This is a genomic window from Stenotrophomonas maltophilia, assembly GCF_013464485.1.
GTDB lineage: Bacteria > Pseudomonadota > Gammaproteobacteria > Xanthomonadales > Xanthomonadaceae > Stenotrophomonas > Stenotrophomonas maltophilia_AW.
The window spans coordinates 77,992-104,029 of sequence record NZ_RAUX01000001.1; the positions used below are offsets into that span (position 1 = coordinate 77,992).

At 67.2% G+C, this 26,038-nt stretch carries 21 protein-coding genes; 10 read left to right on the forward strand and 11 right to left on the reverse strand.

Annotation, left to right across the window (positions count from 1 at the left end):
* Positions 1 to 9: 9 nt before the first annotated feature.
* Positions 10 to 1,194, reverse strand: coding sequence for an NAD(P)/FAD-dependent oxidoreductase (locus D7Y61_RS00365; RefSeq protein ID WP_154263250.1), 1,185 nt, complete (start codon positions 1,192 to 1,194; stop codon positions 10 to 12).
* On the reverse strand, positions 1,191 to 1,739 hold the full coding sequence (locus D7Y61_RS00370) for a YaeQ family protein (RefSeq protein WP_180864493.1): 549 nt from the start codon (positions 1,737 to 1,739) through the stop codon (positions 1,191 to 1,193). Before D7Y61_RS00370 ends, D7Y61_RS00365 begins: the two co-directional genes overlap by 4 nt.
* A gap of 122 nt (positions 1,740 to 1,861) precedes the next feature.
* On the opposite strand from D7Y61_RS00370, the gene D7Y61_RS00375 reads away from it, so the two are divergent.
* A complete protein-coding gene (locus D7Y61_RS00375; protein ID WP_180864494.1) occupies positions 1,862 to 2,740 on the forward strand; it encodes a pseudouridine synthase in 879 nt (292 codons plus the stop codon).
* Positions 2,741 to 2,746: 6 nt separating this feature from the next.
* On the opposite strand, the gene D7Y61_RS00380 is transcribed toward D7Y61_RS00375, so the two are convergent.
* Positions 2,747 to 3,235, reverse strand: coding sequence for a YaiI/YqxD family protein (locus D7Y61_RS00380; protein ID WP_180864495.1), 489 nt, complete (start codon positions 3,233 to 3,235; stop codon positions 2,747 to 2,749).
* Positions 3,236 to 3,536: 301 nt separating this feature from the next.
* On the opposite strand from D7Y61_RS00380, the gene D7Y61_RS00385 reads away from it, so the two are divergent.
* The 4 genes from D7Y61_RS00385 to D7Y61_RS00400 all read left to right on the forward strand — a co-directional run bounded on the left by D7Y61_RS00385 (position 3,537) and on the right by D7Y61_RS00400 (position 7,107).
* Positions 3,537 to 3,746, forward strand: coding sequence for a cold-shock protein (locus tag D7Y61_RS00385; RefSeq protein ID WP_004153307.1), 210 nt, complete (start codon positions 3,537 to 3,539; stop codon positions 3,744 to 3,746).
* Positions 3,747 to 3,932: 186 nt separating this feature from the next.
* On the forward strand, positions 3,933 to 4,622 hold the full coding sequence (locus D7Y61_RS00390; RefSeq protein WP_180864496.1) for a glutathione S-transferase family protein: 690 nt from the start codon (positions 3,933 to 3,935) through the stop codon (positions 4,620 to 4,622).
* A 32-nt stretch (positions 4,623 to 4,654) separates the two neighbouring features.
* Positions 4,655 to 6,220 carry a protein adenylyltransferase SelO gene (locus D7Y61_RS00395; RefSeq protein WP_180864497.1) on the forward strand — a complete coding sequence of 522 codons (1,566 nt, stop codon included), beginning with the start codon at positions 4,655 to 4,657 and terminating at the stop codon, positions 6,218 to 6,220.
* Between the two features lie 350 nt (positions 6,221 to 6,570).
* The gene (locus D7Y61_RS00400; protein ID WP_180864498.1) at positions 6,571 to 7,107 is read left to right on the forward strand and encodes an adenine phosphoribosyltransferase; all 537 of its coding nucleotides are present in this window, start codon (positions 6,571 to 6,573) and stop codon (positions 7,105 to 7,107) included.
* A gap of 92 nt (positions 7,108 to 7,199) precedes the next feature.
* On the opposite strand, the gene dbpA is transcribed toward D7Y61_RS00400, so the two are convergent.
* Entirely contained in the window at positions 7,200 to 8,576 is a 1,377-nt protein-coding gene (gene dbpA / locus D7Y61_RS00405) for an ATP-dependent RNA helicase DbpA (protein WP_180864499.1), read from the reverse strand.
* Between the two features lie 85 nt (positions 8,577 to 8,661).
* Positions 8,662 to 9,741 carry a YeiH family protein gene (locus D7Y61_RS00410; protein WP_180864500.1) on the reverse strand — a complete coding sequence of 360 codons (1,080 nt, stop codon included), beginning with the start codon at positions 9,739 to 9,741 and terminating at the stop codon, positions 8,662 to 8,664.
* 102 nt (positions 9,742 to 9,843) lie between these two features.
* Between D7Y61_RS00410 and D7Y61_RS00415 the strand changes: the two genes are divergently transcribed.
* Positions 9,844 to 10,722, forward strand: coding sequence for a LysR family transcriptional regulator (locus tag D7Y61_RS00415; RefSeq protein ID WP_180864501.1), 879 nt, complete (start codon positions 9,844 to 9,846; stop codon positions 10,720 to 10,722).
* A 268-nt stretch (positions 10,723 to 10,990) separates the two neighbouring features.
* Entirely contained in the window at positions 10,991 to 12,874 is a 1,884-nt protein-coding gene (locus tag D7Y61_RS00420) for an ATP-binding cassette domain-containing protein (protein WP_180864502.1), read from the forward strand.
* A gap of 237 nt (positions 12,875 to 13,111) precedes the next feature.
* On the opposite strand, the gene D7Y61_RS00425 is transcribed toward D7Y61_RS00420, so the two are convergent.
* Both D7Y61_RS00425 and D7Y61_RS00430 read right to left on the reverse strand, forming a co-directional pair.
* Positions 13,112 to 13,573, reverse strand: coding sequence for a c-type cytochrome (locus D7Y61_RS00425; RefSeq protein ID WP_019661289.1), 462 nt, complete (start codon positions 13,571 to 13,573; stop codon positions 13,112 to 13,114).
* 9 nt (positions 13,574 to 13,582) lie between these two features.
* Complete coding sequence (locus D7Y61_RS00430; RefSeq protein WP_180864503.1) at positions 13,583 to 13,972, reverse strand: c-type cytochrome; 390 nt, start codon at positions 13,970 to 13,972, stop codon at positions 13,583 to 13,585.
* A 205-nt stretch (positions 13,973 to 14,177) separates the two neighbouring features.
* Here D7Y61_RS00430 and D7Y61_RS00435 point away from each other — a divergent pair, with 205 nt between their 5' ends.
* From D7Y61_RS00435 to D7Y61_RS00445, 3 genes are read left to right on the forward strand one after another with little or no spacing between them, the layout of a single operon-like run.
* On the forward strand, positions 14,178 to 15,329 hold the full coding sequence (locus tag D7Y61_RS00435) for an efflux RND transporter periplasmic adaptor subunit (RefSeq protein ID WP_180864504.1): 1,152 nt from the start codon (positions 14,178 to 14,180) through the stop codon (positions 15,327 to 15,329).
* Positions 15,330 to 15,385: 56 nt separating this feature from the next.
* Positions 15,386 to 18,847 (forward strand): efflux RND transporter permease subunit, encoded by a 3,462-nt coding sequence (locus tag D7Y61_RS00440; protein WP_258010169.1) that lies wholly within the window; start codon positions 15,386 to 15,388, stop codon positions 18,845 to 18,847.
* Positions 18,844 to 21,930: an efflux RND transporter permease subunit gene (locus tag D7Y61_RS00445; RefSeq protein ID WP_180864506.1), complete on the forward strand. Its 3,087-nt coding sequence runs from the start codon at positions 18,844 to 18,846 to the stop codon at positions 21,928 to 21,930. Before D7Y61_RS00440 ends, D7Y61_RS00445 begins: the two co-directional genes overlap by 4 nt.
* 182 nt (positions 21,931 to 22,112) lie before the next feature.
* Here D7Y61_RS00445 and D7Y61_RS00450 read toward each other — a convergent pair whose 3' ends face one another.
* From D7Y61_RS00450 to D7Y61_RS00465, 4 genes are all read right to left on the reverse strand, one after another.
* Positions 22,113 to 23,333 (reverse strand): TraB/GumN family protein, encoded by a 1,221-nt coding sequence (locus tag D7Y61_RS00450; protein ID WP_005409278.1) that lies wholly within the window; start codon positions 23,331 to 23,333, stop codon positions 22,113 to 22,115.
* A 4-nt stretch (positions 23,334 to 23,337) separates the two neighbouring features.
* Positions 23,338 to 23,868: a GNAT family N-acetyltransferase gene (locus D7Y61_RS00455; RefSeq protein WP_180864507.1), complete on the reverse strand. Its 531-nt coding sequence runs from the start codon at positions 23,866 to 23,868 to the stop codon at positions 23,338 to 23,340.
* Positions 23,869 to 23,881: 13 nt separating this feature from the next.
* Positions 23,882 to 24,769 (reverse strand): carbon-nitrogen hydrolase, encoded by an 888-nt coding sequence (locus D7Y61_RS00460; protein ID WP_180864508.1) that lies wholly within the window; start codon positions 24,767 to 24,769, stop codon positions 23,882 to 23,884.
* Positions 24,770 to 24,994: 225 nt separating this feature from the next.
* Positions 24,995 to 26,032 carry an agmatine deiminase family protein gene (locus D7Y61_RS00465; protein WP_180864509.1) on the reverse strand — a complete coding sequence of 346 codons (1,038 nt, stop codon included), beginning with the start codon at positions 26,030 to 26,032 and terminating at the stop codon, positions 24,995 to 24,997.
* Positions 26,033 to 26,038: the final 6 nt, after the last annotated feature.

The following is a 26,038-nucleotide window of genomic DNA, read 5'->3' on the forward strand; positions in this document are numbered from 1 at the left end:
CGATGTGGTTCACACCACGCCACCGGCCGCGTGGCCGCTGGCCCAGGCCCACTGGAAGTTGTAGCCGCCCAGCCAGCCGGTCACATCCAGCACCTCGCCAACGAAATGCAGGCCGGGCACGCGCTTGGATTCCATCGTCGAGGACGAGACCTCGGCGGTGTCCACGCCGCCCAGAGTGACCTCGGCGGTACGGTAGCCCTCGGTGCCGCTGGCCACCAGCGGAAACGCGCCCAGCAACTGCGCGGCCTGGCGCAGCACCGGCTCGTCCAGCTGGCGCACGGGCCGGTCGGGCAGCCAGTGCTCGCACAGGCGCTGCGCCAGCCGCTTCGGCAGTACCTCGCCCAGTACCGTGCGCAGCTCGGCGGCCGGGCGCTCGCGCTTCATCTGGCGCAGCCACTCGCCGGCATCGTGGCCGGGCAGCAGGTCCAGCTCCAGTGCATCGCCGGGTTGCCAGAACGAGGAGATCTGCAGGATCGCTGGGCCGCTCACGCCGCGATGGGTCAGCAGCATGAAGTTCTGGAAGCTCTTGCCGTTGCAACGCGCCTCGATCGGCAGGGCGACACCGCTCAGATCGGCCAGCCGCTCCTGGTGCTTGCCGCTGAGCGTGAGCGGCACCAGGCCGGCGCGGGTCGGCAATACCTGGTGGCCGAACTGGCGGGCCACTTCATAACCAAAGCCGGTGGCACCCATGCTCGGAATGGACAGGCCGCCGGTGGCCACCACCAGCGAGGCGCAGTGGAACAGGCCATGGGTGGTGTGTACGCGGAAACCGTCGCTGCCGTGCTCGATGCGCTGCACACTGCACTCGGTGCGGATCTGCGCGCCGGCGGCCTGGCATTCGTCCACCAGCATCTTCACGATCTGCTTGGACGAGATGTCGCAGAACAGCTGGCCCAGCTCCTTTTCGTGATAGGCAATGCCGTGCTTGCTGACCAGCTCGATGAAGTGCCAGGGCGTGTAGCGCGCCAGTGCCGACTTGCAGAAGTGCGGGTTTGCCGACAGGAAGTTGGCGGGGGTGGTGCCGGTGTTGGTGAAGTTGCAGCGGCCGCCGCCGGACATCAGGATCTTCTTGCCGACCTTGTTGGCATGGTCGATCACCTGCACCTGTCGGCCGCGCTGGCCGGCGGTGATCGCGGTCATCAGCCCGGCTGCGCCGGCGCCGATGACCACCACATCACAGCGGATCGTGCTCATGCCTTGGCGCGCTTGCGCCAGTTCGGGATCACGTCGAGCTGCATCTGATCGTTGAGCAGCTGCACTTCACCGTCCTGGATCAGCACGCTCCAGCGCATCGCACGCTGGACCTGCTGGCCCCAGCGTTCGACGAACTCACCGTCCAGATCCACCACCGACAGGTTGTCGAAGCGCGTCAGGCCCTTGCCCTGCTTGCCCCACCAGATGTCCGAGGCGTTGCCGCCGTAGTTGATCACCTGCACTTGGCGGCTGCGGTTGCTGGCCTTGCGGATGCGGGATTCGTCGGGGTGACCCAGGTCGATCCACTGCAGGATGTCGCCGGTGTAGTCGTGTTCCCACAGGTCCGGCTCATCGTCGGTGCTCAGACCGCGGCCGAACTCCAGGCGGTCTCCCGCGTTGAGGGCGAAGGCGAGCAGGCGCACCATCAGGCGTTCGTCGGTCTCGGACGGGTGCTGGGCCAGGGTCAGGTTATGGGTCGCGTAGTAGCCGCGATCCATGTCGCTGATCTGCAGTTCGGCCTTGCGGATGGTGGCGGTAAGAGCCATGGGGGATCCGTGGACTAAAGACGACAATGATAGAGGTTTGCTCCAGGGGTGTCCGTTGCCGGGCTGTCTGCGGGACGTCAACGTGGCACGCTTGCATGCTTTCCCCCGCAGGAATGGATCCGATGACCCTGCCCAGCCGGCTGCAGCTGCCGCCCGGCCACTGGCCCAGCCTGCTCGAAGGCCTGTGCGCACGTTTCCCGCGTATCGACCGTGCGCAGTGGCAGGATCGCTTCGCGCGTGGTCGCGTGCAGGACGTGAAGGGCAGGGCGCTGTCGCCGGACATGCCCTGGCAGGCGGGGCTGGAGATCCAGTACTTCCGTGAGGTGGCGGACGAACCGGTGATTCCCTTCGCCGAGACCATCCTGCATCTGGATGAACACCTACTGGTGGCCGACAAGCCGCACTTCCTGCCGGTGACGCCGGCCGGCAGCTACGTGCGCGAAACACTGCTGGCGCGCCTGGTCGCGCGCACGGGCAATACCGGGCTGGTGCCCCTGCACCGGCTGGACCGGCTCACGGCCGGCCTGGTGATGTTCTCGACACAGCCCGCTTCGCGCGATGCCTACCAGCGGCTGTTCCGCGAGCGCCGCATTGAAAAGACCTATGAGGCGCTCGCACCGGCGCTGCCAGGGCAGGTTTTCCCGTTGCAGCGGCACAGTCGGCTGGTGCCGGGCGAGCCGTTCTTCCGCATGGATGAGGTGCCCGGCGAGCCCAATGCGCGCAGCCGGATCGAGCTGATCGACGCCAGCGGGCCGGTCTGGCGCTACCGGTTGCTGCCGGAGACCGGCCGCAAACACCAGTTGCGCGTGCATATGGCCGCGCTGGGCGCGCCGATCGAGGGCGATGACCTTTACCCGCAGCTGCAGTCGCGACCGGAGGGTCGTGTCGAGCGGCCGCTGCAGCTGCTGGCGCAGGGGCTGGCCTTTGACGATCCGTTGAGCGGGGAACCGCGGCGGTTCAGCAGCAAGCGCCGGCTGTGCCTGCCCGGCCAGGGTGACTAGGGCTGTTCAGCGAGCAGGGCGCCGCGCCAGCCACCGGTCCAGTTCGGCGGCGAACAGCTGCCGGTCGCGCGGTCCGAGTGGCGGCGGTCCGCCGGTCTGCACCCCGGCACCGCGCAGCTCTTCCATGAAATTGCGCATCGACAGCCGCTCGGCCATGTTGTCGGGGGTGTACAGCTGGCCGCGCGGGTTCAGCGCCACCGCCTTCTTCTCCAGCACCAGCGCGGCCAGCGGGATGTCCTGGGTGACCACCAGGTCGCCGGCGGAGACCCGTTCGACGATGGCGCTGTCGGCCACGTCCAGGCCCTGCGGTACCTGGATCGAACGCAGCCAGCGCGAGGGCGGGGTGCGGATCCACTGGTTGGCGACCAGGGTCAGCTCGATCCCGACCCGTTCAGCGGCCCGGAACAGGATGTCGCGAATGACGGTGGGGCAAGCGTCCGCGTCCACCCAGATGCGGGGGAGGGCAGGTTCAGCTTGGGTTTCAGCTTCAGTCATTTACCCAGTGTAGGGTAGGAAAAACCTGAATGGGGACTCGGGTTTAGCCTCGATCGGGTGCCAGCCCTTGCCACGCCTAGCGGGCGGGGCCTGCCCATGAACGTCCGGGCTATCGCTTTTTGCAGAAAACACGCGTATCGTTGGTCCCACTGTGTTTGCTAGGGTCACCGTGAATCGTGGCCTGGTGCAGTTGATCTCACGATCCGCTCATCGATCCGCTTTACCAACGCCTGCAACTCAGTCTCGGCCCCGATACCCGGTGGCTGCGATTTTTTCAACATGTGTTTCAGGAGTTAGTCAAATGTCTGATCGTCAGACCGGCACCGTCAAGTGGTTCAACGACGCCAAGGGCTTCGGCTTCATCACCCCGGAAAGCGGCCCGGACCTGTTTGTGCACTTCCGTGCCATCCAGGGCACCGGCTTCAAGACCCTGCAGGAAGGCCAGAAGGTTACCTTCATCGCCGTCCAGGGTCAGAAGGGTATGCAGGCTGACCAGGTGCAGGCGGTCTAATCCGTCTGCTACCGTTTGGTAGCCAGAACGCCGGAAGCGAAAGCTTCCGGCGTTTTTTATTGCCCGCTGTTTTTTGTAGAGTCGAGCCACGCTCGATTGTTCTCAAAGCCAGTCGAGCATCGCTCGACTCTACAAAGGGCATGCACTGCGCGCGGTACGATGTGCGCCTCCCCTAGGATCGTCCCCATGCGCATTGTCCATCACCTCGAAAACTCCCGTTCCCTGCGTGTGCTGTGGATGCTGGAGGAACTGGGGCTGGACTACGAACTGCGCCGCTATCCGCGCGATCCGAAGACGCTGCTGGCACCGCCCGAGCTGCGCAACGTGCATCCGCTCGGCAAGTCGCCGGTGCTGCAGGATGGGGAGCTGGTGCTGGCAGAGTCCGGCGCAATCCTGGACTACCTTGCCGACCGTTACGACACCCAGCGCCAGCTGTCGCCGTCACCGATGCCGGCCGATGGTGTCGAGCGCATCGCCTACCGCTATTGGTTGCACTACGCCGAAGGCTCGGCAATGCCGCCGCTGCTGCTGACCCTGGTGATGGGCCGCATCCGCAATGCGCCGATGCCGTTCTTCGCGCGCCCGATCGCGCGCAGCATCGCCGACAAGGCCGAGCGCGGCTTCATCGGTCCCCAGCGGCGCCTGCATCTGGATTGGATGGAGCGCCGGCTGGCCGAAAGCCCGTGGTTCGCTGGCGAGCGGTTCAGCGCAGCCGACATCCAGATGAGCTTCCCGATCCAGGCGGCGGCCGCCCGTGGTGGTGGCCTGGATGACAAGCCGGCGCTGCGCGAATTCCTCAAGCGCATCGGCGAGCGGCCGGCCTACCAGCGTGCCGAAGCCCACGGCGGGCACCTGCAGGCGCTCAGCGGCAATTGAGGCGGGCGGCGGTCGCCCCCATCTTCAACGCCATGGATACCCACACTCCCCGTTTCGACAACCGCCTGCTGCATGCCCTGCCAGGCGACCCCGAATCCGGCCCACACCGCCGCGAAGTGCGGGGCGCAGCCTGGTCAGCGGTGATGCCGACACCGGTGGCCGCGCCCGCGCTGCTGGCCTGGTCGCCGGACGTTGCCGCAACGCTGGGTTTCGATGCTGCGGAAGTCGAGAGCGAAGGCTTTGCCCAGGTATTCGGCGGCAATGCGCTGTATGCCGGCATGCAGCCGTGGGCGGCGAACTATGGTGGGCATCAGTTCGGCCACTGGGCGGGCCAGCTCGGCGATGGTCGCGCGATTTCGCTGGGCGAGCTGGTTGCACCGGATGGCCGTCATTGGGAGCTGCAGCTGAAGGGCGCGGGTCCGACGCCGTACTCGCGAGGCGCCGACGGTCGCGCGGTGCTGCGCTCGTCCATCCGCGAATTCCTGTGCAGCGAAGCGATGCATCACCTGGGCGTGCCGACCACGCGTGCGCTGTCACTGGTCGGCACCGGCGAGGAGGTGGTGCGTGACATGTTCTACGACGGCCACCCGCGCGCCGAGCCGGGCGCCATTCTGTGCCGGGTATCGCCCTCGTTCCTGCGCTTTGGTTCATTCGAGCTGCCAGCGTCACGCGGCGAAACCGCGTTGCTGCAGCAGCTGGTTGACGCCTGCATCGCCCGCGACTTTCCGGAGCTCGAAGGGCAGGGCGAGGCGCTGTATGGCGACTGGTTCGCGCAGATCGCGGTGCGCACCGCCGAGATGATCGCGCACTGGATGCGCGTCGGCTTCGTGCATGGCGTGATGAACACCGACAACCTGTCCGTACTCGGTCTCACGCTGGATTACGGTCCCTATGGCTGGGTCGAGGACTTCGATCCGGACTGGACGCCGAACACCACCGATGCCCAAGGCCGACGCTATCGTTTCGGTACCCAGCCGCAGGTGGCGTACTGGAACCTGAGCCGCTTGGCGCAGGCGCTGTCGCCGTTGTTTGCCGATGTCGAACCGTTGCAGGCGGGGCTGGCGGCGTACCAGTCCACGTTCGTGGCGTGCACCCGTCGCGATGCTGCGGCCAAGCTTGGCCTGGCTGCGGCGGATGATGAAGACCTGCAGCTCTACCTGCGCTGGCAGCAGTTGATGCAGGACGGCAGCATGGACATGACGCTGGCCTGGCGCGCGCTGATGCGCGTTGATCCAGCGTCGCCCGATGTGGGCGTGCTGGACGCGGTGTACTACGACGAGGCGCGCCAGCAGTCGGTGCAGGCGCCGTTGCAGCAGTGGCTGCGGGACTACGCGGCGCGGTTGCAGGCCGATCCGCTGTCGGCCAGCGAGCGTACCGCGAAGATGGCTGCGGCCAATCCGCTGTACGTGCTGCGCAACTGGCTGGCGCAGGAAGCCATCGACCGCGCGGAGCTGGGCGACCTCGGCGGTGTTCATGCGCTGCAGGATGTACTGCGCGATCCGTACACCGAGCGTGCGGGGCTGGAGCATTTCGCCGGCAAGCGCCCGGCGTGGGCCGACAACCGCGCCGGCTGCTCGATGCTGTCCTGCAGTTCCTGAGGGTGGGTTTCGGCAGGGCTGCGCCCTGCACCTGCAGAGGCCACCGCGCAAGCAAAGCCAAAGCCAAAGCGGCTCTGGATTATTGATGGTCTGGCGGGGCGGTGTGGGGCTGCAGGACACGCCGTGAACCCGTCCCTGGGGGCTCGATGGCGCCATCCATGGCGCCAACGGTCCTGCAGCCCCACACCGCCCCACCTCCGACACCGCCCCGCCAACCCACGGAATCCGCTTTTGCTCTGGCGTTTGATCTGGCCTCTGCAGGTGCCGGGCGCAGCCCGGCCGAACACCCCCAACAGGCAGCCGGCGCCCGGAACAGGTACCCTATGCCGCCATCAGATAGCCAACGTGACATGACCGACGCCCTCGTCGCTCCGCAGTGGGCCTCCCGCCTGCGCGACATCGCCGACTTCCCCAAGCCCGGCATCCTCTTCAAGGACATCATGCCGCTGCTCGCCCATGGCGAGGACTTCCGCGGCGCGATCACTGCGATGGCCGACCGTTGGCGCGACCAGAAGCTGGACGCGGTCATCGGCATCGAATCGCGTGGTTTCATCCTTGGCGCCGCGATGGCGCTGGAGCTGGGCGTGGGCTTCGTGCCGGTGCGCAAGCCGGGCAAGCTGCCGGGCCAGGTGCTGCGCGAGGAATACACGCTGGAGTACCGCAGCGACTGCATCGAAGTGCACGCCGATGCGCTGCACGCCGGTGCGCGTGTGGCGATCATCGATGACGTGCTGGCCACCGGCGGTACGTTGGTCGCGGCGCTGTCGCTGGTGCGCCGCCTGGGCGTTGACGTGGTTGGCGCTGGTGTACTGGTCGAGCTGGACGGTCTTGGCGGGCGCGCGCGCTGGGAAGCGGACCTGCCGCTTCACACCGAACTGGTGTTCTGATCGTAGGGTGAGTGCCAACCAGGGTTGGCACCTACCAGAGCGAATGGCCAGGTGCCGGTCGTTGCCAACCGTGGTTGGCAACGCTGCTTCAATCACATCATCCGCACGCGGAAGCGACGGCCCTTGATCTTGCCGGCTTCCAGCTTGGCTACGGCCTTGTTGGCCTGCTCACGCGCGATCGCCACGTAGGAGCGGGTCGGGAAGATCGCGATCTTCCCGATGAACTTGCTCGACAGGCCGGCGTCGCCGGTCAGTGCGCCAAGGATGTCGCCCGGGCGCAGCTTGTCGGTCTTGCCACCGTCGATGCGCAGCGTGCGCATCGCTGCCTGCGGCAGCTCGGCTGGGCGTGCGGTCGCCAGCGGCGTCTTCTGCCAGTCCAGCGGCTGACCCATCTGCGCTTCGATGGCTTCGGCGCGGGTCTTTTCACGACCGGCCACCAGGCTGATCGCCAGCCCGCTGGCACCGGCACGGCCGGTACGGCCCACGCGGTGCTGGTAGCTCTCCACGTCGGTGGGCAGCTCGTAATTGATCACCGCCGCCAGCTCTTCCACGTCCAGGCCACGTGCGGCCACGTCGCTGGCGACCAGTACGTTGCAGCTGCGGTTGGCCAGCAATAGCAAGACTTCCTCGCGGTCACGCTGCTCCATGTCGCCGTGCAGGGCGAGTGCGGAGAAGCCGAACTGCTGCAGGGAATTCGCAACCTCGTCCACGTCCTTGCGGGTGTTGCAGAACACCACCGCCGACTCCGGCGTGTACTTCAGCAGCAGGCCGGCCAATGCCTTCTGGCGGTGCGCCGGTTCCACCTCACAGAACATGTGGCGGATGGCCGGGGCCTGGTCGGCACCTTCCACGGTCACTTCCACCGCGTCGCGCAGCAGGTCACGCGCCATGGCGCGGATGCTGTCGGGGAAGGTGGCGGAGAACAGCAGGCTCTGGCGGTCCTTGTGGGTGCGGCCGGCGATCTCGCGGATCGGCTCCTCGAAGCCCATGTCGAGCATGCGGTCGGCTTCGTCCAGCACCAGTGTGCGCACCGCACCCAGGTTCAGCGCGCGCTTGCGCGCCAGCTTCTGCACGCGGCCGGGCGTACCGACCACCACGTGCGGATCGTGGCCTTCCAACGAGGCCAGCTGCGGGCCCAGCGGCACGCCACCGACCAGCAGCAGCAACTTCAGGTTGGGAATGCCGGTGGCCAGCTTGCGGATCTGCTTGCCGACCTGGTCGGCCAGTTCGCGGGTCGGGCACAGCACCAGCGACTGCACGCGGATCAGGCTGGGGTCGATGGACTGCAGCAGGCCCAGGCCGAAGGCGGCGGTCTTGCCGCTGCCGGTGGGTGCCTGTGCGATTACATCGCGGCCATCCAGGATGGCCGGCAGGCTCTGCGCCTGCACGGGGGTGAGAGTGGTGTAGCCGAGGGCATCCAGGCCGGGCTGCAGGGCCGGGCTCAGCGGCAGGGTCGAGAAGTCAGTCATGGCGCATTGTACCTGCCTGCGCGGCCGGTCCCTGCCACAGGGCCTTCATCCATGTGGGTGCCGACCTTGGTCGGCACGCTCTTCCTCAGCCCATCACCGCCAGCACGCCCTGATGAATCGCCAACCCCCCGAACAGCAGCCAGGCGAACAGGATCAGCGCCAGCAGCAGCGGCTTCAGGCCCGCCTGGCGCAGCGCCGAGACGTGGGTGGTCAAGCCCAGCGCGGCCATCGCCATCGCCAGCAGCACGGTGTCCAGCTGCACCAGCCCCGCCTGCAGGCCAGCCGGCAGCAGGTGCAGCGAGTTGAAACCGGCCACTGCCACGAAACCGAACGCGAACCACGGCACCACGATGCGCGCCTTGCTGCCGTCGGCGCTGGCCTTGCCGCCACGCGCCAGCCACAGTGACAGCGCGACCAGGAACGGCGCCAGCAGCATCACCCGCACCATCTTGGTGATCACCGCGGTATCGGCGGCGGCTTCGTTGACCGCACGGCCGGCCGCCACCACCTGTGCCACTTCATGCACGGTTGCACCCGTGAACAGGCCATACTGCCGCGCGTCCATCGCCAGCCAGCCGTGCGACTGCACCAGCGCATACAGCGCGGGGTACAGGAACATCGCCAGCGTGCCGAACACCACCACCGTAGAGACCGCCACCGTGACCTGCGCCGCACGGCCGCGCACCACCGGTTCGGCGGCCATCACCGCCGCGGCGCCGCAGATCGCGCTGCCGGCGCCGATCAGCATGGCCGCCTCGCGTTCCATCTTGAACACACGCACGCCCAGCCAGCAGGCCAGGCCGAAGGTGCTGGCGACCACCAACACGTCCATCAGCACGCCAGTGACGCCGACATGGCCGATGTCCTGGAAGGTCAGGCGCAGGCCGTACAGCACGATGCCGGCGCGCAGCAGCCAGTGCTTGGAGAACCCGACGCCGGCCGCACTGCTCGGCGCCAGCCGCGGGTAGAAGGTGTTGCCGACCACGATGCCGGCAACGATGGCCACGGTCAGCGCGCTCAAGCCGTGCGCCTGCAGCCACGGCAGCTCGGCCAGGTACAGCGACGCCGCCGCGATCAGGCCCACCAGCAGAAGGCCGGGCAGGCGCGGCAGCCAGCGCTGGCGCAGGGCGGGCAGGGACCAGGGGGAGAGAGCGGGGGCGTTCATGGCAAGGGCAGGGCTGAAGTGATGATGCAAGCGTGCGCCCGCGCTGCTGACCTGTAAAACGAATAATATGGGTGAAAACTACCTATCAAGCGGGTAATTGCCATGCGCCTGACCTTGCGGCAGCTGCAGGTTTTCGTCGCCATTGCCGATCACGGCAGCACCACCGCCGCCGGCCAGGCCATCGCGCTCTCGCAATCGGCCAGCAGCGCCGCCCTGCAGGAGTTGGAGGCACACTTCGGGACCCCGCTGTTCGACCGCATCGGCCGCCGCCTGGCGCTGAACGGGCACGGCCGCGCGCTACTGGAGCCAGCGCGCACCCTGCTGGTCAACGCCGCTGATCTGGAGCGGCAGCTGGCCGCTGGCGGCGACCCGGCGCAGGGCGCACCGCTGCGGCTGGTGCTGGCCGCCAGCACCACCATCGGCAATTACCTGCTGCCACCGCGCATCGCCGACCTGTTGCGCCAGGCACCGCAGGCTGAGGTCGACCTGCGCATCGATAACAGTGCCGGCGTGGTCGCCGCCGTGCAGCGCCTGGACGTCGACGCCGGCCTGATCGAAGGCCCGTGCCACGAGCGTGGCCTGCAGGTCACGGCCTGGCAGCAGGACCCGCTGGTGATCGTGGCCGCTGCCGATGCCCCCGCACGATGGTCGCTGGATGAACTGCGAGGTGCACGCTGGCTGCTGCGCGAGCCCGGCTCGGGCACCCGCGAGGCGGTGGAGCAGGCATTGCTGCCGCATCTGCGTGGCTTCGCGCAGACCCTGCAGCTGGGCAATACCGAAGCGATCAAGCAGGCCGCCATCGCCGGCCTCGGCCTGGCCTGCCTCTCCCGTCATGCCCTGGAAGAACCCTTGGCCCTCGGCCGCCTGCGCGTGCTCGAGACCCCTCTGCCGCCCCTGCAGCGCACCCTCTGGCTGGTACGCCACCCGGGCAAGCAATGGCTGCCGGGGCTGCAGGCGTTGTTGGGGGACGTCGAGCGGTAGGTGTGCCCCTGTAGAGTCGACCGTTGGTCGACTATCGCGCGCAGCGCGGGCTTCTCGTGGGCGTCAGGGAAGAGCAGTCGACTGACAGTCGACTCTACCGGGAGGCATCTGGGGGGCGGAGAGAGGTGCCCTTGTAGAGTCGACCGTTGGTCGGCTATCGCGCGCAGCGCGGGCGTTTCGCGGGCGTGGGGGGCAAGAGCAGTCGACTGACAGTCGACTCTACAGCGGGTGCAACCCGGCCGACGCCCCCAACCCGTACAATACCCGGATGCCTCTGATTACTCTGCAGAACGTCGACTTCAGCGTCGGCGGCCCGTTGTTGCTGGAAAAGGCCGAACTGTCGATCGAGCCGGGCGAACGCATCGCCCTGATCGGCCGCAACGGCGCCGGCAAATCCACCCTGCTCAAGCTGCTGTCTGGCGACCACAAGCCCGATGACGGCGAAGTACGCGTGCAGCAGGGCGTGCGCGTCACCCGCCTGGAGCAGGAGGTGCCTCACGGCGCCGCTGGCTCGGTGTTCGACGTCGTCGCCGATGGCCTGGGCGAACTGGGCCAGTGGCTGGCCGAATTCCACCACCTCAGCCATGCCGAGGTGTTCGATGGCGAAGCCCTCGGCAACGTGCAGGCCAAGATCGACGCCGCCAACGGCTGGGGCCTGGACCAGCGCGTCAGCGAAACCCTGACCAAGCTCGACCTGGACGGCGAGGCCGAGTTCGGCCGCCTGTCCGGCGGCATGAAGCGCCGCGTGCTGCTGGCGCGTGCACTGGTCTCCAGCCCGGACGTGCTGCTGCTGGACGAACCGACCAACCACCTGGACATCGAAGCCATCGACTGGCTCGAAGCGTTCCTGAAGGGCTGGAGCGGCAGCGTGGTGTTCGTCACCCATGACCGCCGCTTCCTGCGTGCGCTGGCCACCCGCATCGTCGAGATCGATCGCGGCCAGGTCACCAGCTGGCCGGGCGACTGGGCCAACTACGAGCGCCGCCGCGAGGAACGCCTCAACGCACAGGCGCAGGAAAACGCGCGCTTCGACAAGCTGCTGGCGCAGGAAGAAGTATGGATCCGCCAAGGCATCAAGGCCCGTCGTACCCGCGATGAAGGCCGCGTGCGCCGCCTGAAGGCGATGCGCGTGGAGCGGTCGCAGCGCCGCGATCTCAGCGGCAACGTCAAGATGGAAGCCGCGCAGGGCGTCAGCTCCGGCAAGAAGGTCATCGACGTCAAGGACATTTCGTTCGCCTTCGGCGAGCGCACCATGGTCCGTGACTTCACCACCACCATCATGCGCGGTGACCGCATCGGCCTGATCGGCCCCAACGGCAGTGGCAAGACCACGCTGCTGAAGCTGCTGCTGGGCGAACTGCAGCCGGCCAAGGGCGAGGTCAATGCGGGTACCAACCTGCAGATTGCCTATTTCGACCAGTACCGCGCGGTGCTGCGCGAAGACTGGAGCGCGATCGAGAACGTGGCCGAAGGCCGCGATTTCCTCGAGTTCAACGGCAAGCGCAAGCACGTGCATGCCTACCTGCAGGACTTCATGTTCACCCCGGAACGCGCGCGTGCACCGATCACCCGCCTGTCCGGTGGCGAGCGCAACCGCCTGCTGCTGGCCAAGCTGTTCGCGCAGCCGTCCAACCTGCTGGTGATGGACGAACCGACCAACGACCTGGACGTGGAAACCCTGGAGCTGCTGGAAGAGCTGCTGGGCGAGTACACCGGCACGCTGCTGCTGGTCAGCCATGATCGTGATTTCATCGACAACGTGGTGACGTCCACGCTGGTGATGGAAGGCGACGGCCTGATCGGCGAGTACGTGGGCGGTTACAGCGACTGGCAGCGTTATGCGGCCAGCATCGCGGCGCCTGCCGCAGCCCCCGCCGCCAAGCCTGCGGCCGCCGCACCGGCCACCCCGACTGCCGCTGCTCCGGCCGCACCCAAGCGCAAGCTGGCCTACAAGGAAGCACGCGAACTGGAGCAGCTGCCGAAGACCATCGAGAAGCTGGAAGGCGATGTCGAAGGACTGACCTCTGCGATGAACGACCCGTCGTTCTACACCCGCAGCAGCGCGGAAGTGACCGCGCACACCCAGCAGCTGGCCAAGGTGCAGGCCGAGCTGGATGCGGCCTACGCGCGCTGGGAAGAGCTGGAAGGCTGAGCGACGGTCGGCGCCAGCGGCGCGCCGATTGATGTAGAGCCGAGTCCACGCTCGGCTCATCGCGATCTGGCCGGAGAGCAGCCGAGCGTAGGCTCGGCTCTACCGAGGCATGCCAGCAGACGCTGTAGAGCCGAGCCCACGCCCGGCTGATGGATCCACGCTATGCGTGGATGGTGGCATCAGTGCGGACCAAGGTCCGCACCCACCAAAGCGGATTCCGCACCCACCGGGGGTCGGTCATTTCACCCCGTGCAGGTCCCGCAGCTGGCTGGGCCGGCTGCCGAAGTACGCCGCCAGATCGGCGATGTCCTGATCACTCAGGTCCTTCGCCTGCGGCGTCATCAGCATGTGCTGGCGGTCACCGGCGCGGTAGGCCTGCAGGGCGTGCGCCAGGTAGTCGCCATACTGCCCACCCAGCTTCGGATAGGTTGGGTCGATCGGCGCATTGCCGTCGGCCCCGTGGCAGTCGATGCAGCTCTGGTTGGTGGCCTTGCCCTTCACCTTGGCGCGGGCTTCGCCGGCGGCCTCGCGGCCCGCGGGCAGGCCGGCCGAAGAAGAAGAACCGTGTTCGCCGCTGGCATGGCCCGGGTCGGCGGCAGATTTCTCGCTGTTTTCCACCTGCGACTGCGAACAGGCGGCCAGCAGCAGGGCAACGGACAGGGCGATGGCATGACGCATCGGATGCGCGGCTTTCGACATGGGCGGGCCTTACTTGACGGTGGACAGGTAAACAGAGAGATCGGCGATCTCCTGTTCGCTGAAGCTCATCGACTGCGCCTGCATCGTTGGATGCCGGCGCTTGCCCTGGCGGTACTCGGTCAGGGCCTGGGCCAGGTACTGCTGGGTTTGGCCGCCGATCTTCGGCACGCGGTAGCTGGGATAGGCGTTCTTGTAGCCGGTGATGCCGTGGCACCCCTGGCAGGTGTAGGCCAGCACGCGGCCATTGTCGAAGTTGCCGGTGGGGGCGGCAGGCGCCGGCGCAGCGGCAGGAGCCGGGGCCGGAGCGGGTGTGGCAGAAGCAGGAGCGGGCTGTGCGGCGGCCCCAAGGGGCAGGAGGACGGCCAGAGCGAGACAAGCGGCGAGCGGCTGCGGGCGCATGGTGTCGTTTCCGGGGATTCGGGTCTGGTCGTTCCGGCGTGGGGTACGGAACGACCCGAGTATAGCCTCAGGTTTCATCTAGCTGAAATGGGGGTGCGCCGACCAGCGGCGTGAAGGCACCATGACCTTTGGGATATGGTGTGGCCGTGAAGTGGTGCATTACTTTGCTACCACACCTGTCCACGCATCCTCCAGGGACCTGACGATGTCGCACCCAATCTTCCTGTCCGGCCGTCGCAGCGGAATCTGCGCTGCCGCACTGCTGATCTCCACCTCCCTGCTGCTGGGCGGTTGCGCCGCAGGGCCCAATTCCGAAGCCAAGGCCGCCGAGACCAAGGAGGAGAAGAAGGTCGACGCGGTACCGGTCGAGGTGGCAGTGGCCAGCCACCGTGCGGTCGCGGCCAGCTACACCGGAACCGCTGCGCTGGAGCCGCGCGCCGAATCGCAGGTGGTCGCCAAGACCTCCGGCGTGGCGCTGGCGGTGCTGGTCGAGGAAGGCCAGCGTGTCAGCGCCGGCCAGCCGCTGGTGCGGCTGGACCCGGACCGCGCACGCCTGGCCGTTGCCCAGAGCGAAGCACAGATGCGCAAACTTGAAAACGACTATCAGCGTGCACAGAAGCTGGTCGTCCAGCAGCTGGTCAGTGCGGCCAGTGTCGACCAGCTGCGCTTCGACCTGGAAAACGTCCGCGCGCAGTACCGCCTGGCCACGCTGGAGCTGTCCTACACCACGGTGGTGGCACCGATCTCCGGCGTGATCGCCTCGCGCTCGATCAAGACCGGCAACTTCGTGCAGATCAACACGCCGATCTTCCGCATCGTCGACAACTCGCGCCTGGAAGCCACCCTCAACGTGCCCGAGCGCGAACTGGCCACGCTGCGTGCCGGCCAGCCGGTAACGTTGGCCGCCGATGCGCTGCCGGGCCAGAGCTTCACCGGCACCGTCGATCGCATCGCGCCGGTGGTGGATTCGGGCAGCGGCACGTTTCGCGTGGTCAGTGCCTTTGATGGCGCCGCCCATGCGCTGCAGCCCGGCATGTTCGGGCGCATCCGCATCGATTACGACCAGCGTGCCGATGCGCTGGTGGTGCCGCGCCTGGCGCTGCTCGACGACGGTGAGCCGGCGGTGTTCCGGGTGCGCGAAGGCAAGGTTGCACGCGTTCCGGTCAAGCTGGGTTACGCCGAGGGCCCGTGGGTGGAGATCCGTGATGGCCTGGCGGCCGGTGATCAGGTGGTCACCGCCGGCAAGGTCGCGCTGCGCGACGGTACCGCGGTGCAGGTGATCGCCGATCCGAAGGCAAAGGCGAAGACGGTCGCAGCGGCCGCCAAGCCGGCAGACAAGGCCGGGAGCACGCAATGACCGCCCCGGGCCACGACCACGGCGCCTCGCCGGCGTGCGACGGCGCCGCCGCCGGCATGCGCGGCGGCCTGGTGGAGTTTGCCACCCGCCGCCGCGTGACCATCGCCATGTGCACGGTCACCCTGCTGCTGTTCGGCCTGATCGCGCTGGGCAACCTCAAGGTCAACCTGCTGCCTGACCTGAGCTACCCGACACTGACCGTGCGCACCGAGTACACCGGTGCGGCGCCGACCGAAATCGAAACCCTGATCACCCAGCCGGTCGAAGAAGCGGTGGGCGTGGTCAAGAACCTGCGCAAGCTGAAGTCGGTCTCGCGCACCGGCCAGAGCGATGTGGTGCTGGAGTTCGCCTGGGGCACCAACATGGACCAGGCCAGCCTGGAGGTGCGCGACAAGATGGAAGCGCTGAACCTGCCACTGGAGGCCAAGGCCCCGGTGCTGCTGCGCTTCAATCCGTCCACCGAGCCGATCATGCGCCTGGTGCTGTCGAACAAGTCGGCACCGACCAGCGATGCCGATGCGATCCGCGAGCTGACCGGCCTGCGCCGCTATGCCGATGAAGACCTGAAGAAGAAGCTGGAGCCGGTCACCGGCGTCGCAGCGGTCAAGGTCGGCGGTGGCCTGGAGGACGAGATCCAGGTCGACATCGACCAGCAGAAGCTGGCGCAGCTGAACCTGCCGATCGACACCGTCATCAAGCGCCTGAAGGACGAGAACATCAACATCTCCGGCGGTCGCCTGGAGGAGGGTTCGCAGCGCTTCCTGGTGCGTACCGTCAACCAGTTCGCCGACCTGGAGGAGATCCGCAACCTGCTGGTCACCACCCAGGCGTCGAACGGCAGTGCGGCCGACTCGGCACTGCAGCAGATGTTCAACATCGCCGCATCGACCGGTTCGGCGGCCGCCATCGCGGCGGCGTCGGCGGCGCAGAGCGCGTCATCCGGCGGTGGTTCCAGCGTGGTCGCCAACGGTGTGCCGGTGCGCCTGAAGGATGTGGCTACCGTGCGCCAGGGCTACAAGGAACGCGAAGCGGTGATCCGCCTGGGCGGCAAGGAATCGGTTGAACTGGCCATCTACAAGGAAGGCGATGCCAACACCGTGTCCACCGCCGAAGCGCTGCGCAAGCGCCTGGAGCAGATCAAGGGCACGTTCCCGTCCGATGTCGAGATGACCACCATCGAGGACCAGTCGCGCTTCATCGAGCACGCCATCGCCGACGTCAAGAAGGATGCGGTGATCGGTGGCCTGCTGGCGATCCTGATCATCTTCCTGTTCCTGCGTGATGGCTGGAGCACCTTCGTGATCAGCCTGTCGCTGCCGGTCTCGATCATCGCCACGTTCTTCTTCATGGGCCAGCTGGGCCTGAGCCTGAACGTGATGTCGCTGGGCGGACTGGCGCTGGCTACCGGCCTGGTCGTTGACGACTCGATCGTGGTGCTGGAGAGCATCGCCAAGGCCCGCGAGCGTGGCCTGGGCATCCTGCAGGCGGCCATCGTCGGTACCCGCGAAGTGAGCATGGCGGTGGTCGCCTCGACCCTGACCACCATCGCGGTGTTCCTGCCGCTGGTGTTCGTCGACGGCATCGCCGGCCAGCTGTTCCGCGACCAGGCGCTGACCGTGGCGATCGCCATAGCGATCTCGCTGCTGGTGTCGATGACGCTGATCCCGATGTTGAGCTCGCTGAAGGGACGGCCGCCGCTGGCCTTCCCGGAAGAAGCACCGAACGAGCCGTGGCAGCCGCAGAACCGCTGGCAGAAGCCGGTGGCGCTGGGCCGTCGTGGCGCCGTCGCAACCGCGCGCTGGAGCTTCTATGCACTGGCCTGGCTGGTCGTGCGTGCATGGCGTGGCGTGGTGGCGGTGGTCGGCCCGGTGATGCGCAAGGCGAGCGACCTGGCGATGAAGCCCTATGCCGGTGCCGAGCGCGGCTACCTGCGCCTGCTGCCGAGCGCGCTGGCCCATCCAGGCAAGGTGCTGGGTGTGGCCACGATCATCTTCGTGGCGACCATGGCGCTGGTGCCAATGCTCGGTGCCGACCTGATCCCGCAGCTGGCACAGGACCGTTTCGAAATGACGGTGAAGCTGCCCGCCGGCACGCCGCTGAAGCAGACCGATGCACTGGTGCGCGAGCTGCAGCTGGCGCATGGCAAGGGTGAAGGCGTGGCCTCGCTGTATGGCGTCAGCGGCAGCGGCACGCGCCTGGATGCCAGCCCGACCGAAAGCGGCGAGAACATCGGCAAGCTGACCGTGGTGATGGAAGGCGGTGGCAACGCGCGAACCGAAGCGGAGATCACCGAGCGCCTGCGTGACACCATGACCCAGCATCCAGGTGCCCAGGTCGACTTCGCGCGACCGGCGTTGTTCAGTTTCTCCACGCCGCTGGAGATCGAGCTGCGCGGGCAGGACATGGCAACGCTGGAAGTGGCTGGCCAACGCCTGGCGGCGATGCTGCGCGGCAACGCGCACTACGCCGACGTGAAGTCGACGGTGGAGGAAGGCTTCCCGGAAATCCAGATCCGCTTCGACCAGGAGCGTGCCGGTGCACTGGGCCTGACCACCCGCCAGATCGCCGACGTGGTGGTGAAGAAGGTGCGTGGCGACGTGGCCACCCGCTACAGCTTCCGCGACCGCAAGATCGACGTGCTGGTGCGGGCGCAGGAGGGCGACCGTGCCAGCGTGGAGAGCATCCGCCGGCTGATCGTCAATCCGGGCAGCACCCGTCCGGTCACGCTGGACGCGGTAGCCGACGTGGTCGCTACCACCGGCCCCAGCGAGATCCATCGCGCGGACCAGACCCGCGTCGCCGTGGTCTCGGCCAACCTGCGCGACATCGATCTGGGCGCGGCCATGCGTGAAGTGCAGCAGATGGTGGCCGAACAGCCGCTGGGCGCGGGCGTCGGCCTGCACATCGGCGGCCAGGGCGAGGAGCTGGCGCAGGCGGCGAAGTCGCTGATCTTCGCCTTCGGCCTGGCGATCTTCCTGGTCTACCTGGTGATGGCCTCGCAGTTCGAATCGCTGCTGCATCCGTTCGTCATCCTGTTCACCATCCCGCTGGCGCTGGTCGGCGCGATCCTGGCACTGATGCTGACCGGCAAGCCCATCTCGGTGGTGGTGTTCATCGGCCTGATCCTGCTGGTGGGCCTGGTCACCAAGAACGCGATCATCCTGATCGACAAGGTCAACCAGCTGCGCGAGGCGGGCGTGGCCAAGCGCGAAGCACTGGTGGAAGGTGCGCGCTCGCGCCTGCGGCCGATCATCATGACCACGCTGTGCACGCTGTTCGGCTTCCTGCCGCTGGCGGTCGCGATGGGCGAGGGCGCCGAAGTACGCGCGCCGATGGCGATCACCGTGATCGGTGGCCTGCTGGTGTCGACCCTGCTGACCCTGCTGGTGATCCCGGTGGTGTACGACCTGATGGATCGCCGCGGTGATGCCTATTACCGCGAGCGTGGCCGCAAGCACGCCGGTGAGATCGAGCCGGGTTCCGCAGGCAACGCGGCGGGTGCGGAGGAACCGGCATGAGTGTTGCCGAGTTCTCCATCCGCCGCCCGGTCACCACCATCATGTGTTTCGTGTCACTGGTGGTGATCGGCCTGATCGCCTCGTTCCGGCTGCCGCTGGAAGCGCTGCCGGACATCTCCGCGCCGTTCCTGTTCGTGCAGATTCCGTACACCGGTTCAACCCCGGAGGAAGTGGAGCGGACCATCATCCGCCCGGTGGAGGAATCGCTGGCGACGATGACCGGCATCAAGCGCATGCGCTCGTCGGCCACCTCCGAAGCGGCGCTGATCTTCATCGAGTTCAGCGACTGGGACCGCGACATCGCCATCGCCGCGTCCGATGCACGCGAACGCATCGACGCGATCCGCAGCGACCTGCCTGACGACCTGCAGCGCTACAACGTGTTCAAGTGGTCCAGCAGCGACCAGCCGGTGCTGAAGGTGCGGCTGGCGAGCACCACCGACCTGACCACCGCGTACGACATGCTCGACCGCGAGTTCAAGCGGCGCATCGAGCGCATCCCTGGCGTGGCCCGCGTCGACATCACCGGCGCGCCGCCGAACGAAGTCGAGATTGCCATCGACCCGAACCGGCTCAACGCGCATGGCCTGAGCATCAATGAGCTGAGCGAGCGCCTGCGCACGCTGAACTTCTCGATCTCGGCCGGGCAGATCGACGACAACGGCCAGCGCGTGCGCGTGCAGCCGGTGGGCGAGATCACCGACCTGCAGGAAATGCGCGACCTGGTGATCAACGCCAAGGGCCTGCGCCTGGGCGACATCGCCGACGTGCGCCTGAAGCCGGCGCGGATGAACTACGGGCGCCGCCTGGACGGCAACCCGGCGGTCGGCCTGGACATCTTCAAGGAGCGCAGCGCCAACCTGGTGGAGGTGTCGCGCGCGGCGCTGGCCGAGGTCGAATCGATCCGCGCCGAAGCGTCGATGCGCGACGTCCAGATCAAGGTGATCGACAACCAGGGCAAGGCGGTGACCTCCTCGCTGCTGGAGCTGGCCGAGGCCGGCGCGGTGGGCCTGATCCTGTCGATCACGGTGCTGTTCTTCTTCCTGCGCCATTGGCCGTCCACGCTGATGGTGACCCTGGCCATTCCGATCTGCTTCACCATCACCCTGGGTTTCATGTACTTCGTCGGGGTGACGCTGAACATCCTGACCATGATGGGCCTGCTGCTGGCGGTGGGCATGCTGGTCGACAACGCCGTGGTGGTGGTGGAGAGCATCTACCAGGAGCGCGAGCGCATGCCCGGGCAGCCGCGGCTGGCCTCGATCATCGGCACCCGCAACGTGGCCATCGCGCTCAGCGCCGGCACCCTGTGCCACTGCATCGTGTTCGTGCCCAACCTGTTCGGCGAGACCAACAACATCAGCATCTTCATGGCGCAGATCGCGATCACCATCTCGGTCTCGCTGCTGGCCTCGTGGCTGGTGGCGGTCAGCCTGATCCCGATGCTGTCCGCGCGCATGGCCACGCCCAAGCTGGTGCACTCGCAGACCGGCGTGATCGCGCGCCTGCAGCGCCGCTACGCGCAGCTGCTGGACTGGTCACTGCGCCATCGTGGCTGGAGCCTGCTTGGCATCGTGCTGGTGGTGCTGGTCAGCCTGGTGCCGATGAAGCTGACCAAGGTCGACATGTTCGGTGGCGAAGGTGGCAAGGACATCTTCATCGGCTACATGTGGAAGGGCGCCTACACCTACCGGCAGATGTCCGAGGAAGTGGCGCGGGTGGAGAACTGGATCGACGCCAACCGTGAACGCCTGCACGTCAAGCAGGTCTACTCCTGGTACAGCGAGCAGGAAGGCAGCTCGACCGTGGTCACCCTGGACGAGAAGTACGCCAAGGACATCAAGGCGCTGCAGGAAGAGCTGCGCAAGGGGCTGCCGAAGTCCGCGCGTACCGACTACTTCGTCGGCAACCAGGGCGGTGACGGCGGCGGCGGTGGCAACCAGGGCGTGCAGGTGCAGCTGGTTGGTGATTCCAGTTCGATGCTGCAGGAGATCGGCCTGGAAGTGGTGCCGCTGCTGGCCCAGCGCGCCGAGCTGCGCGACGTGCGCATCGACAACGGCGAGAAGGGCGGCGAACTGAAGGTGCGCGTTGACCGCGAACGTGCGGCGGCGTTCGGCTTCAACGCCGAACAGGTGGCCAGCTTCGTCGGCCTGGCGCTGCGCGGTGCGCCGATGCGCGAGTTCCGCCGTGGCGACAACGAAGTGCCGGTGTGGGTGCGTTTCGCCGGTGCCGAGCAGAGCAGCCCGGAAGACCTGGCCGGTTTCAGCGTGCGTACCGGCGATGGCCGCAGCGTGCCGCTGCTGAGCCTGGTCACCGTTGACGTCGGCTCGTCAGCCACCCAGATCGGCCGCACCAACCGCCAGACCACGCTGACCATCAAGGCCAACCTGGCTGAGAAGGTCACCGCGCCGGATGGCCGCAAGGCGATGGAGTCGGTGCTCAAGCCGATGAACTTCCCGGCCGGCTATGGCTTCACCTTCGACGGCGGCGACTACGGCAACGATGACGAGGCGATGCAGCAGATGGTGTTCAACCTGCTGATCGCGCTGGTGATGATCTACGTGGTGATGGCGGCGGTGTTCGAGTCGCTGCTGTTCCCGGCGGCGATCATGAGCGGTGTGCTGTTCTCGATCTTCGGCGTGTTCTGGCTGTTCTGGATCACCGGCACCTCGTTCGGGATCATGTCCTTCATCGGCATCCTGGTGCTGATGGGCGTGGTGGTGAACAACGGCATCGTGATGATCGAGCACATCAACAACCTGCGGCGCGGTGGCATGGGCCGCACCCAGGCACTGGTGGAAGGCTCACGCGAGCGATTGCGCCCGATCATGATGACGATGGGCACGGCGATCCTGGCGATGGTGCCGATCTCGTTGACCAATACGCAGATGTTCGGCAACGGCCCGGAGTACGCACCGATGGCACGCGCGATTGCCGGCGGCCTGGCGTTCTCGACCGTGGTCAGCCTGCTGTTCCTGCCGACGATCTACGCTGTGCTCGATGACCTGCGCAATGCCGTGACGCGGCTGATCCGCCGTGCGCGCGGAATGGAAATGGTAGAGCCGGGTGCTGCCCGGCTGTAATGCACATCAACGTGTTGTGGTGTGGGGGAGGCCGGTCGTAGTGGGGCGGCCTCCCCCTTTTTTTGCTCGCCGGGTCTGTTTTCCTCTGTAGAGCCGAGCCATGCTCGGCTGCTGCTCACCGCGTCGCGGCGTCGCCCGAGCATGGGCTCGGGCGCTACGGATTCCGTGGCCGGTTGAAAGGCCTACCCTGCGACCTTGCCCCACACCTTGAAGGTCGTCAGCCACAGGCCGAGCATGCTGCCGATGTTGGTCAGCATGAAGGTCAGCACCACGCGGGTGACGCGGTTGCGGTACCAGCCCTTCAGGCTCTGCGCATCGTCACGCAGCTTGAGGAAATCCTCGTAGGCCGGCTTGCGCAGGCGCGCTTCCACCAGCGCCGAGAACGCGCCGGTGGGGATGCTCAGGCGGAACGGCTTGAACGGGGCCACCGCGATTGCAGTGAGGATGCTCAGCGGATGGCCGCCGGCCAGCAGGCAGCCCAGGCCCGCCAGGCCGCCGGTGTACATCGCCCAGGTCGCCAGCAGTTCGGTACCCACGCCGAGGCCGCCGCGGTAGAAGCCCACGCCGATGCCAGTCGCTACGATCGCCAGGATACCCAGCGTGAACCACGGGATGTTGCGCTTCTTCGGTACCGCTTCCAGCTCGGCACGCAGCGGCGCCGGTGCTTCGGTGTCGGTTTCCAGGTAGCGTGCGAGACCCGCAAGATGACCTGCACCGACAACCGCCAGCACTTCACGCTGCTGCGGGTTGTGTTCCTCGCGCAGGCGCGTGGCCATGTAGCGGTCACGCTCGCCGATGATGGTTTCGTACAGCGCCGGGCTCTCGCTGGCGAACTCGCCGAAGCTCGATTCCAGCATGTCGCCCTGCTTGAGCTTCTCGATCTCGTTTTCGCCCACTTCCTCGGACGAGAACAGGCCGGCACCAAGGCCGGCGACCAGCTTCAGCTTGCCAAAGAAACCCAGCCGCTGCGAGGCGCGGCGGAAGGTCAGGCCGACTTCGCGGTCGATCAGGTGCACCGGCAGGTCGCGTTCGCGCGCCAGTTCCACCGCGCGCTTCAATTCGGCGCCCGGCTCGATGTCCAGCTGTTCGGCCAGGCGGCGCTGGTAGGCCGACAAGGCCAGGTTGGCGGCGAACAGGGCCACGCGGCCCTTGCGGATCACCTCGACCAGGTCGAGCTTGGCCAGCGTGTCCGGATCACTCAGTGCCTGCAGGCGCTGTGGGTCCAGTTCAACGGCAACGGCATCGAAACGGCCGCTGTCGATGGCTTTCTCCACGGCTTCAACGCTGGCGCGCGAAACATGGGCGGTGCCCAGCAGGGTGTAGCGCACGCCATCGCGTTCAACGACGCGCACCGGCTGGCCGGCGAACAGATCGTCGCCGGTTTCGGGAAGGGTTTCGGTCATGGGTTCATTCATTTGAAGGTGCGGTGTCGGCGCCATCGCCGAGCGCGCGCTGCATCTGCACGGTATCCAGCCAACGGCCGTGCTTGCGGCCGAGGCCACGGAACACGCCCACCAGCTTGAAGCCGAAGCGTTCGTGCAGCTTGATTGAAGCGGTATTGGTCGGCTCGCCAATCACCGCCACCATCTGCCGGTAGCCGCGCGCCACGCAGGCGTCGATCAGGGCCTGCAGCAGGCCGGTGCCGACGCCCTTGCCCTGGAAGCCGGCATCGACGTAGACCGAGTTTTCCACGGTCCACTGGTAGGCGACGCGGGTGCGGTAGGTGTTGGCATAGGCATAGCCGGCCACCTGGCCGTCGATCTCGGCGACCAGGTAGGGGAAGCCGCGATCGATGATGTCGCGCATGCGGCGCAGCATCTCGCTCGCGTCCGGGATGTCGTACTCGTAGGTGTTGACGAAGTCGGTCACTTCCACCGCATAGATCGCGGTGATCGCGTCGATGTCGGCCGGGCCGGCATCACGGATGAGGACGGCCATGCGCGGCTCCGGCTCAGTCGATGTAGCGCTTGAGCAGGTCACCGTACGCGTCGATGCGACGGTCGCGCAGGAACGGCCAGATGCGGCGCACGTGCTCGCTGCGCTGCAGGTCGACGTCGCACATCAGAACCGTGGCATCGGTGCCGGCTTCGGCCAGGAACTCGCCCTGCGGGCCCAGCACGTGGCTGTTGCCCCAGAACTGGATGCCCGATGCGCCCAGCGGCGACGCTTCATGGCCCACGCGGTTGCAGCTCAGCACCGGCAGGCCGTTGGCCACGGCATGGCCGCGGTGGCTCAGCACCCAGGCGTCGCGCTGGCGGGTCTTTTCATCCTGCACGTCGTCCGGGTCCCAGCCGATCGCAGTGGGGTACAGCAGCAGCTCGGCACCGGCCAGCGCCATCAGGCGCGCCGCTTCCGGGTACCACTGGTCCCAGCACACCAGCACGCCAAGGCGACCCACCGAGGTGTCGATCGGCGTGAAGCCGATGTCGCCGGGGGTGAAGTAGAACTTCTCGTAGAAGCCCGGATCGTCCGGGATATGCATCTTGCGGTACTTGCCGAGCAGCGTGCCGTCCTTCTCGAACACCACGGCGGTGTTGTGGTACAGGCCGGCGGCGCGGCGTTCGAACAGCGAGCCGACCAGCACCACGCCATGCTTCTTCGCCAGCGCGCCCAGGCGCTCAGTGCTCGGGCCCGGAATCGGCTCGGCCAGGTCGAACTCGTCCACCGATTCGTGCTGGCAGAAGTACGGGCCGTTGTGCAGTTCCTGCAGCAGCACCAGTTTCGCGCCCTGCGCAGCCGCCTCGGCCACGCGTGCTTCGATCACCGCCAGGTTGGCGGCGGCATCGCCGTGGTTGCGCTCCTGGATCAGGGCGACGGTAAGGGGGCTGCGCGAGTTCATGCGGGGCGTTCCTGCGGGGGAAAACCAGCATGTTAGCGCGGATGGGCGGCGACGGCGTGTCGCGCGCTGAATGGGCCGGTGTTGTAGAGCCGAGCCCATGCTCGGCTGCGTTCTGCTCCGGTTGCGCGAGTGCGCCAGCCGAGCGTGGGCTCGGCTCTACAAAAAGCCAGTCGAGCATGGCTCGGCTCTACAAAAGCGGTGCCGGGCGGGGCCCGGCGTCACCCATCAGACCTTCAACAGCCCTGCCGGCAGCTGCATGGTGATGCAGTGCAGGCTGCCGTTCTGCCAGATCAGCGAGCGGCAGGGCACCTGCACGATCTCGCGGCCCGGGTGCGCCTGCGCCAGCACGTCGCGGGCCAGGTCGTCGGCCGGATCACCGTAGGCCGGCATCAGCACCGCGCCATTGACGATCAGGTAGTTGGCGTACGACGCGGCCAGGCGGCGGCCTTCGTCGATCACCGGCTGTGCCCACGGCAGCGGGAACAGGCGGTACGGCTTGCCATCCTTGGTGCGCAGCGCGGCCAGCTCGTCGCCCATCGCCTGCAGTTCGGCGTAGTGCGAATCGCTCTCGTCGTCGCAGGCCTGGTAGACGATGCTGTCAGCCGAAGCGAAGCGGGCGAGGGTGTCGATATGCGCGTCGGTGTCGTCGCCTTCCAGGTAGCCGTGGTCCAGCCACAGCACGCGGTCCTGGTGCAGCCAGTCGGCCAGGTCGGCGCTCAGGCTGGCGCGGTCGCGGTCCGGGTGGCGCTCGTGCAGGCACTTCCAGGTGGTCAGCAGGGTGCCTTCGCCATCGGTCTCGATGCCGCCGCCTTCCAGCGCGAACGGGATGCTGCGCACCGGCGCATCGTTGAACACGCCGGCCTGGTCCAGCACGCCTACCAGCTGGTCATCCAGGGTGGCGTCGAACTTGCCGCCCCAGCCGGTGAAGCGGAAATCCAGCAGCTGGAAGCCGCCTTCGGCGCGGCGCAGGGTGATCGGGCCGGAGTCGCGCAGCCAGGTATCGTCGTAGGCCGCCGTGGTGAAGTGGACCTTGTCCATGTCGATGCGGTTGGAGCGCAGCCGCATCTCGGCATAGGTCTCCACATCGTCGTCGGCCACGCAGATCAGCACCGGCTGGAAGCGGGTGATGGCCGCGACCAGGGCGATGTAGGTCTCTTCCACCTGGCCCAGGCGGTCGGCCCAGTCGGTGTCGGCGGTGGGCCAGGCAATCAGGACGCCGCTCTGGGCTTCCCACTCGGCAGGAAAACGAAGGGTCTGGTTCATGGTCTC

Excerpts from the sequence above, each read along its gene's own strand:
- D7Y61_RS00365 (WP_154263250.1), bottom strand. The coding sequence starts at position 1,194 with ATGAGCACGATCCGCTGTGATGTGGTGGTCATCGGCGCCGGCGCAGCC.
- D7Y61_RS00370 (WP_180864493.1), bottom strand. The coding sequence starts at position 1,739 with ATGGCTCTTACCGCCACCATCCGCAAGGCCGAACTGCAGATCAGCGAC.
- D7Y61_RS00375 (WP_180864494.1), top strand. The coding sequence starts at position 1,862 with ATGACCCTGCCCAGCCGGCTGCAGCTGCCGCCCGGCCACTGGCCCAGC.
- D7Y61_RS00380 (WP_180864495.1), bottom strand. The coding sequence starts at position 3,235 with ATGACTGAAGCTGAAACCCAAGCTGAACCTGCCCTCCCCCGCATCTGG.
- D7Y61_RS00385 (WP_004153307.1), top strand. The coding sequence starts at position 3,537 with ATGTCTGATCGTCAGACCGGCACCGTCAAGTGGTTCAACGACGCCAAG.
- D7Y61_RS00390 (WP_180864496.1), top strand. The coding sequence starts at position 3,933 with ATGCGCATTGTCCATCACCTCGAAAACTCCCGTTCCCTGCGTGTGCTG.
- D7Y61_RS00395 (WP_180864497.1), top strand. The coding sequence starts at position 4,655 with ATGGATACCCACACTCCCCGTTTCGACAACCGCCTGCTGCATGCCCTG.
- D7Y61_RS00400 (WP_180864498.1), top strand. The coding sequence starts at position 6,571 with ATGACCGACGCCCTCGTCGCTCCGCAGTGGGCCTCCCGCCTGCGCGAC.
- dbpA (WP_180864499.1), bottom strand. The coding sequence starts at position 8,576 with ATGACTGACTTCTCGACCCTGCCGCTGAGCCCGGCCCTGCAGCCCGGC.
- D7Y61_RS00410 (WP_180864500.1), bottom strand. The coding sequence starts at position 9,741 with ATGAACGCCCCCGCTCTCTCCCCCTGGTCCCTGCCCGCCCTGCGCCAG.
- D7Y61_RS00415 (WP_180864501.1), top strand. The coding sequence starts at position 9,844 with ATGCGCCTGACCTTGCGGCAGCTGCAGGTTTTCGTCGCCATTGCCGAT.
- D7Y61_RS00420 (WP_180864502.1), top strand. The coding sequence starts at position 10,991 with ATGCCTCTGATTACTCTGCAGAACGTCGACTTCAGCGTCGGCGGCCCG.
- D7Y61_RS00425 (WP_019661289.1), bottom strand. The coding sequence starts at position 13,573 with ATGTCGAAAGCCGCGCATCCGATGCGTCATGCCATCGCCCTGTCCGTT.
- D7Y61_RS00430 (WP_180864503.1), bottom strand. The coding sequence starts at position 13,972 with ATGCGCCCGCAGCCGCTCGCCGCTTGTCTCGCTCTGGCCGTCCTCCTG.
- D7Y61_RS00435 (WP_180864504.1), top strand. The coding sequence starts at position 14,178 with ATGTCGCACCCAATCTTCCTGTCCGGCCGTCGCAGCGGAATCTGCGCT.
- D7Y61_RS00440 (WP_258010169.1), top strand. The coding sequence starts at position 15,386 with ATGCGCGGCGGCCTGGTGGAGTTTGCCACCCGCCGCCGCGTGACCATC.
- D7Y61_RS00445 (WP_180864506.1), top strand. The coding sequence starts at position 18,844 with ATGAGTGTTGCCGAGTTCTCCATCCGCCGCCCGGTCACCACCATCATG.
- D7Y61_RS00450 (WP_005409278.1), bottom strand. The coding sequence starts at position 23,333 with ATGACCGAAACCCTTCCCGAAACCGGCGACGATCTGTTCGCCGGCCAG.
- D7Y61_RS00455 (WP_180864507.1), bottom strand. The coding sequence starts at position 23,868 with ATGGCCGTCCTCATCCGTGATGCCGGCCCGGCCGACATCGACGCGATC.
- D7Y61_RS00460 (WP_180864508.1), bottom strand. The coding sequence starts at position 24,769 with ATGAACTCGCGCAGCCCCCTTACCGTCGCCCTGATCCAGGAGCGCAAC.
- D7Y61_RS00465 (WP_180864509.1), bottom strand. The coding sequence starts at position 26,032 with ATGAACCAGACCCTTCGTTTTCCTGCCGAGTGGGAAGCCCAGAGCGGC.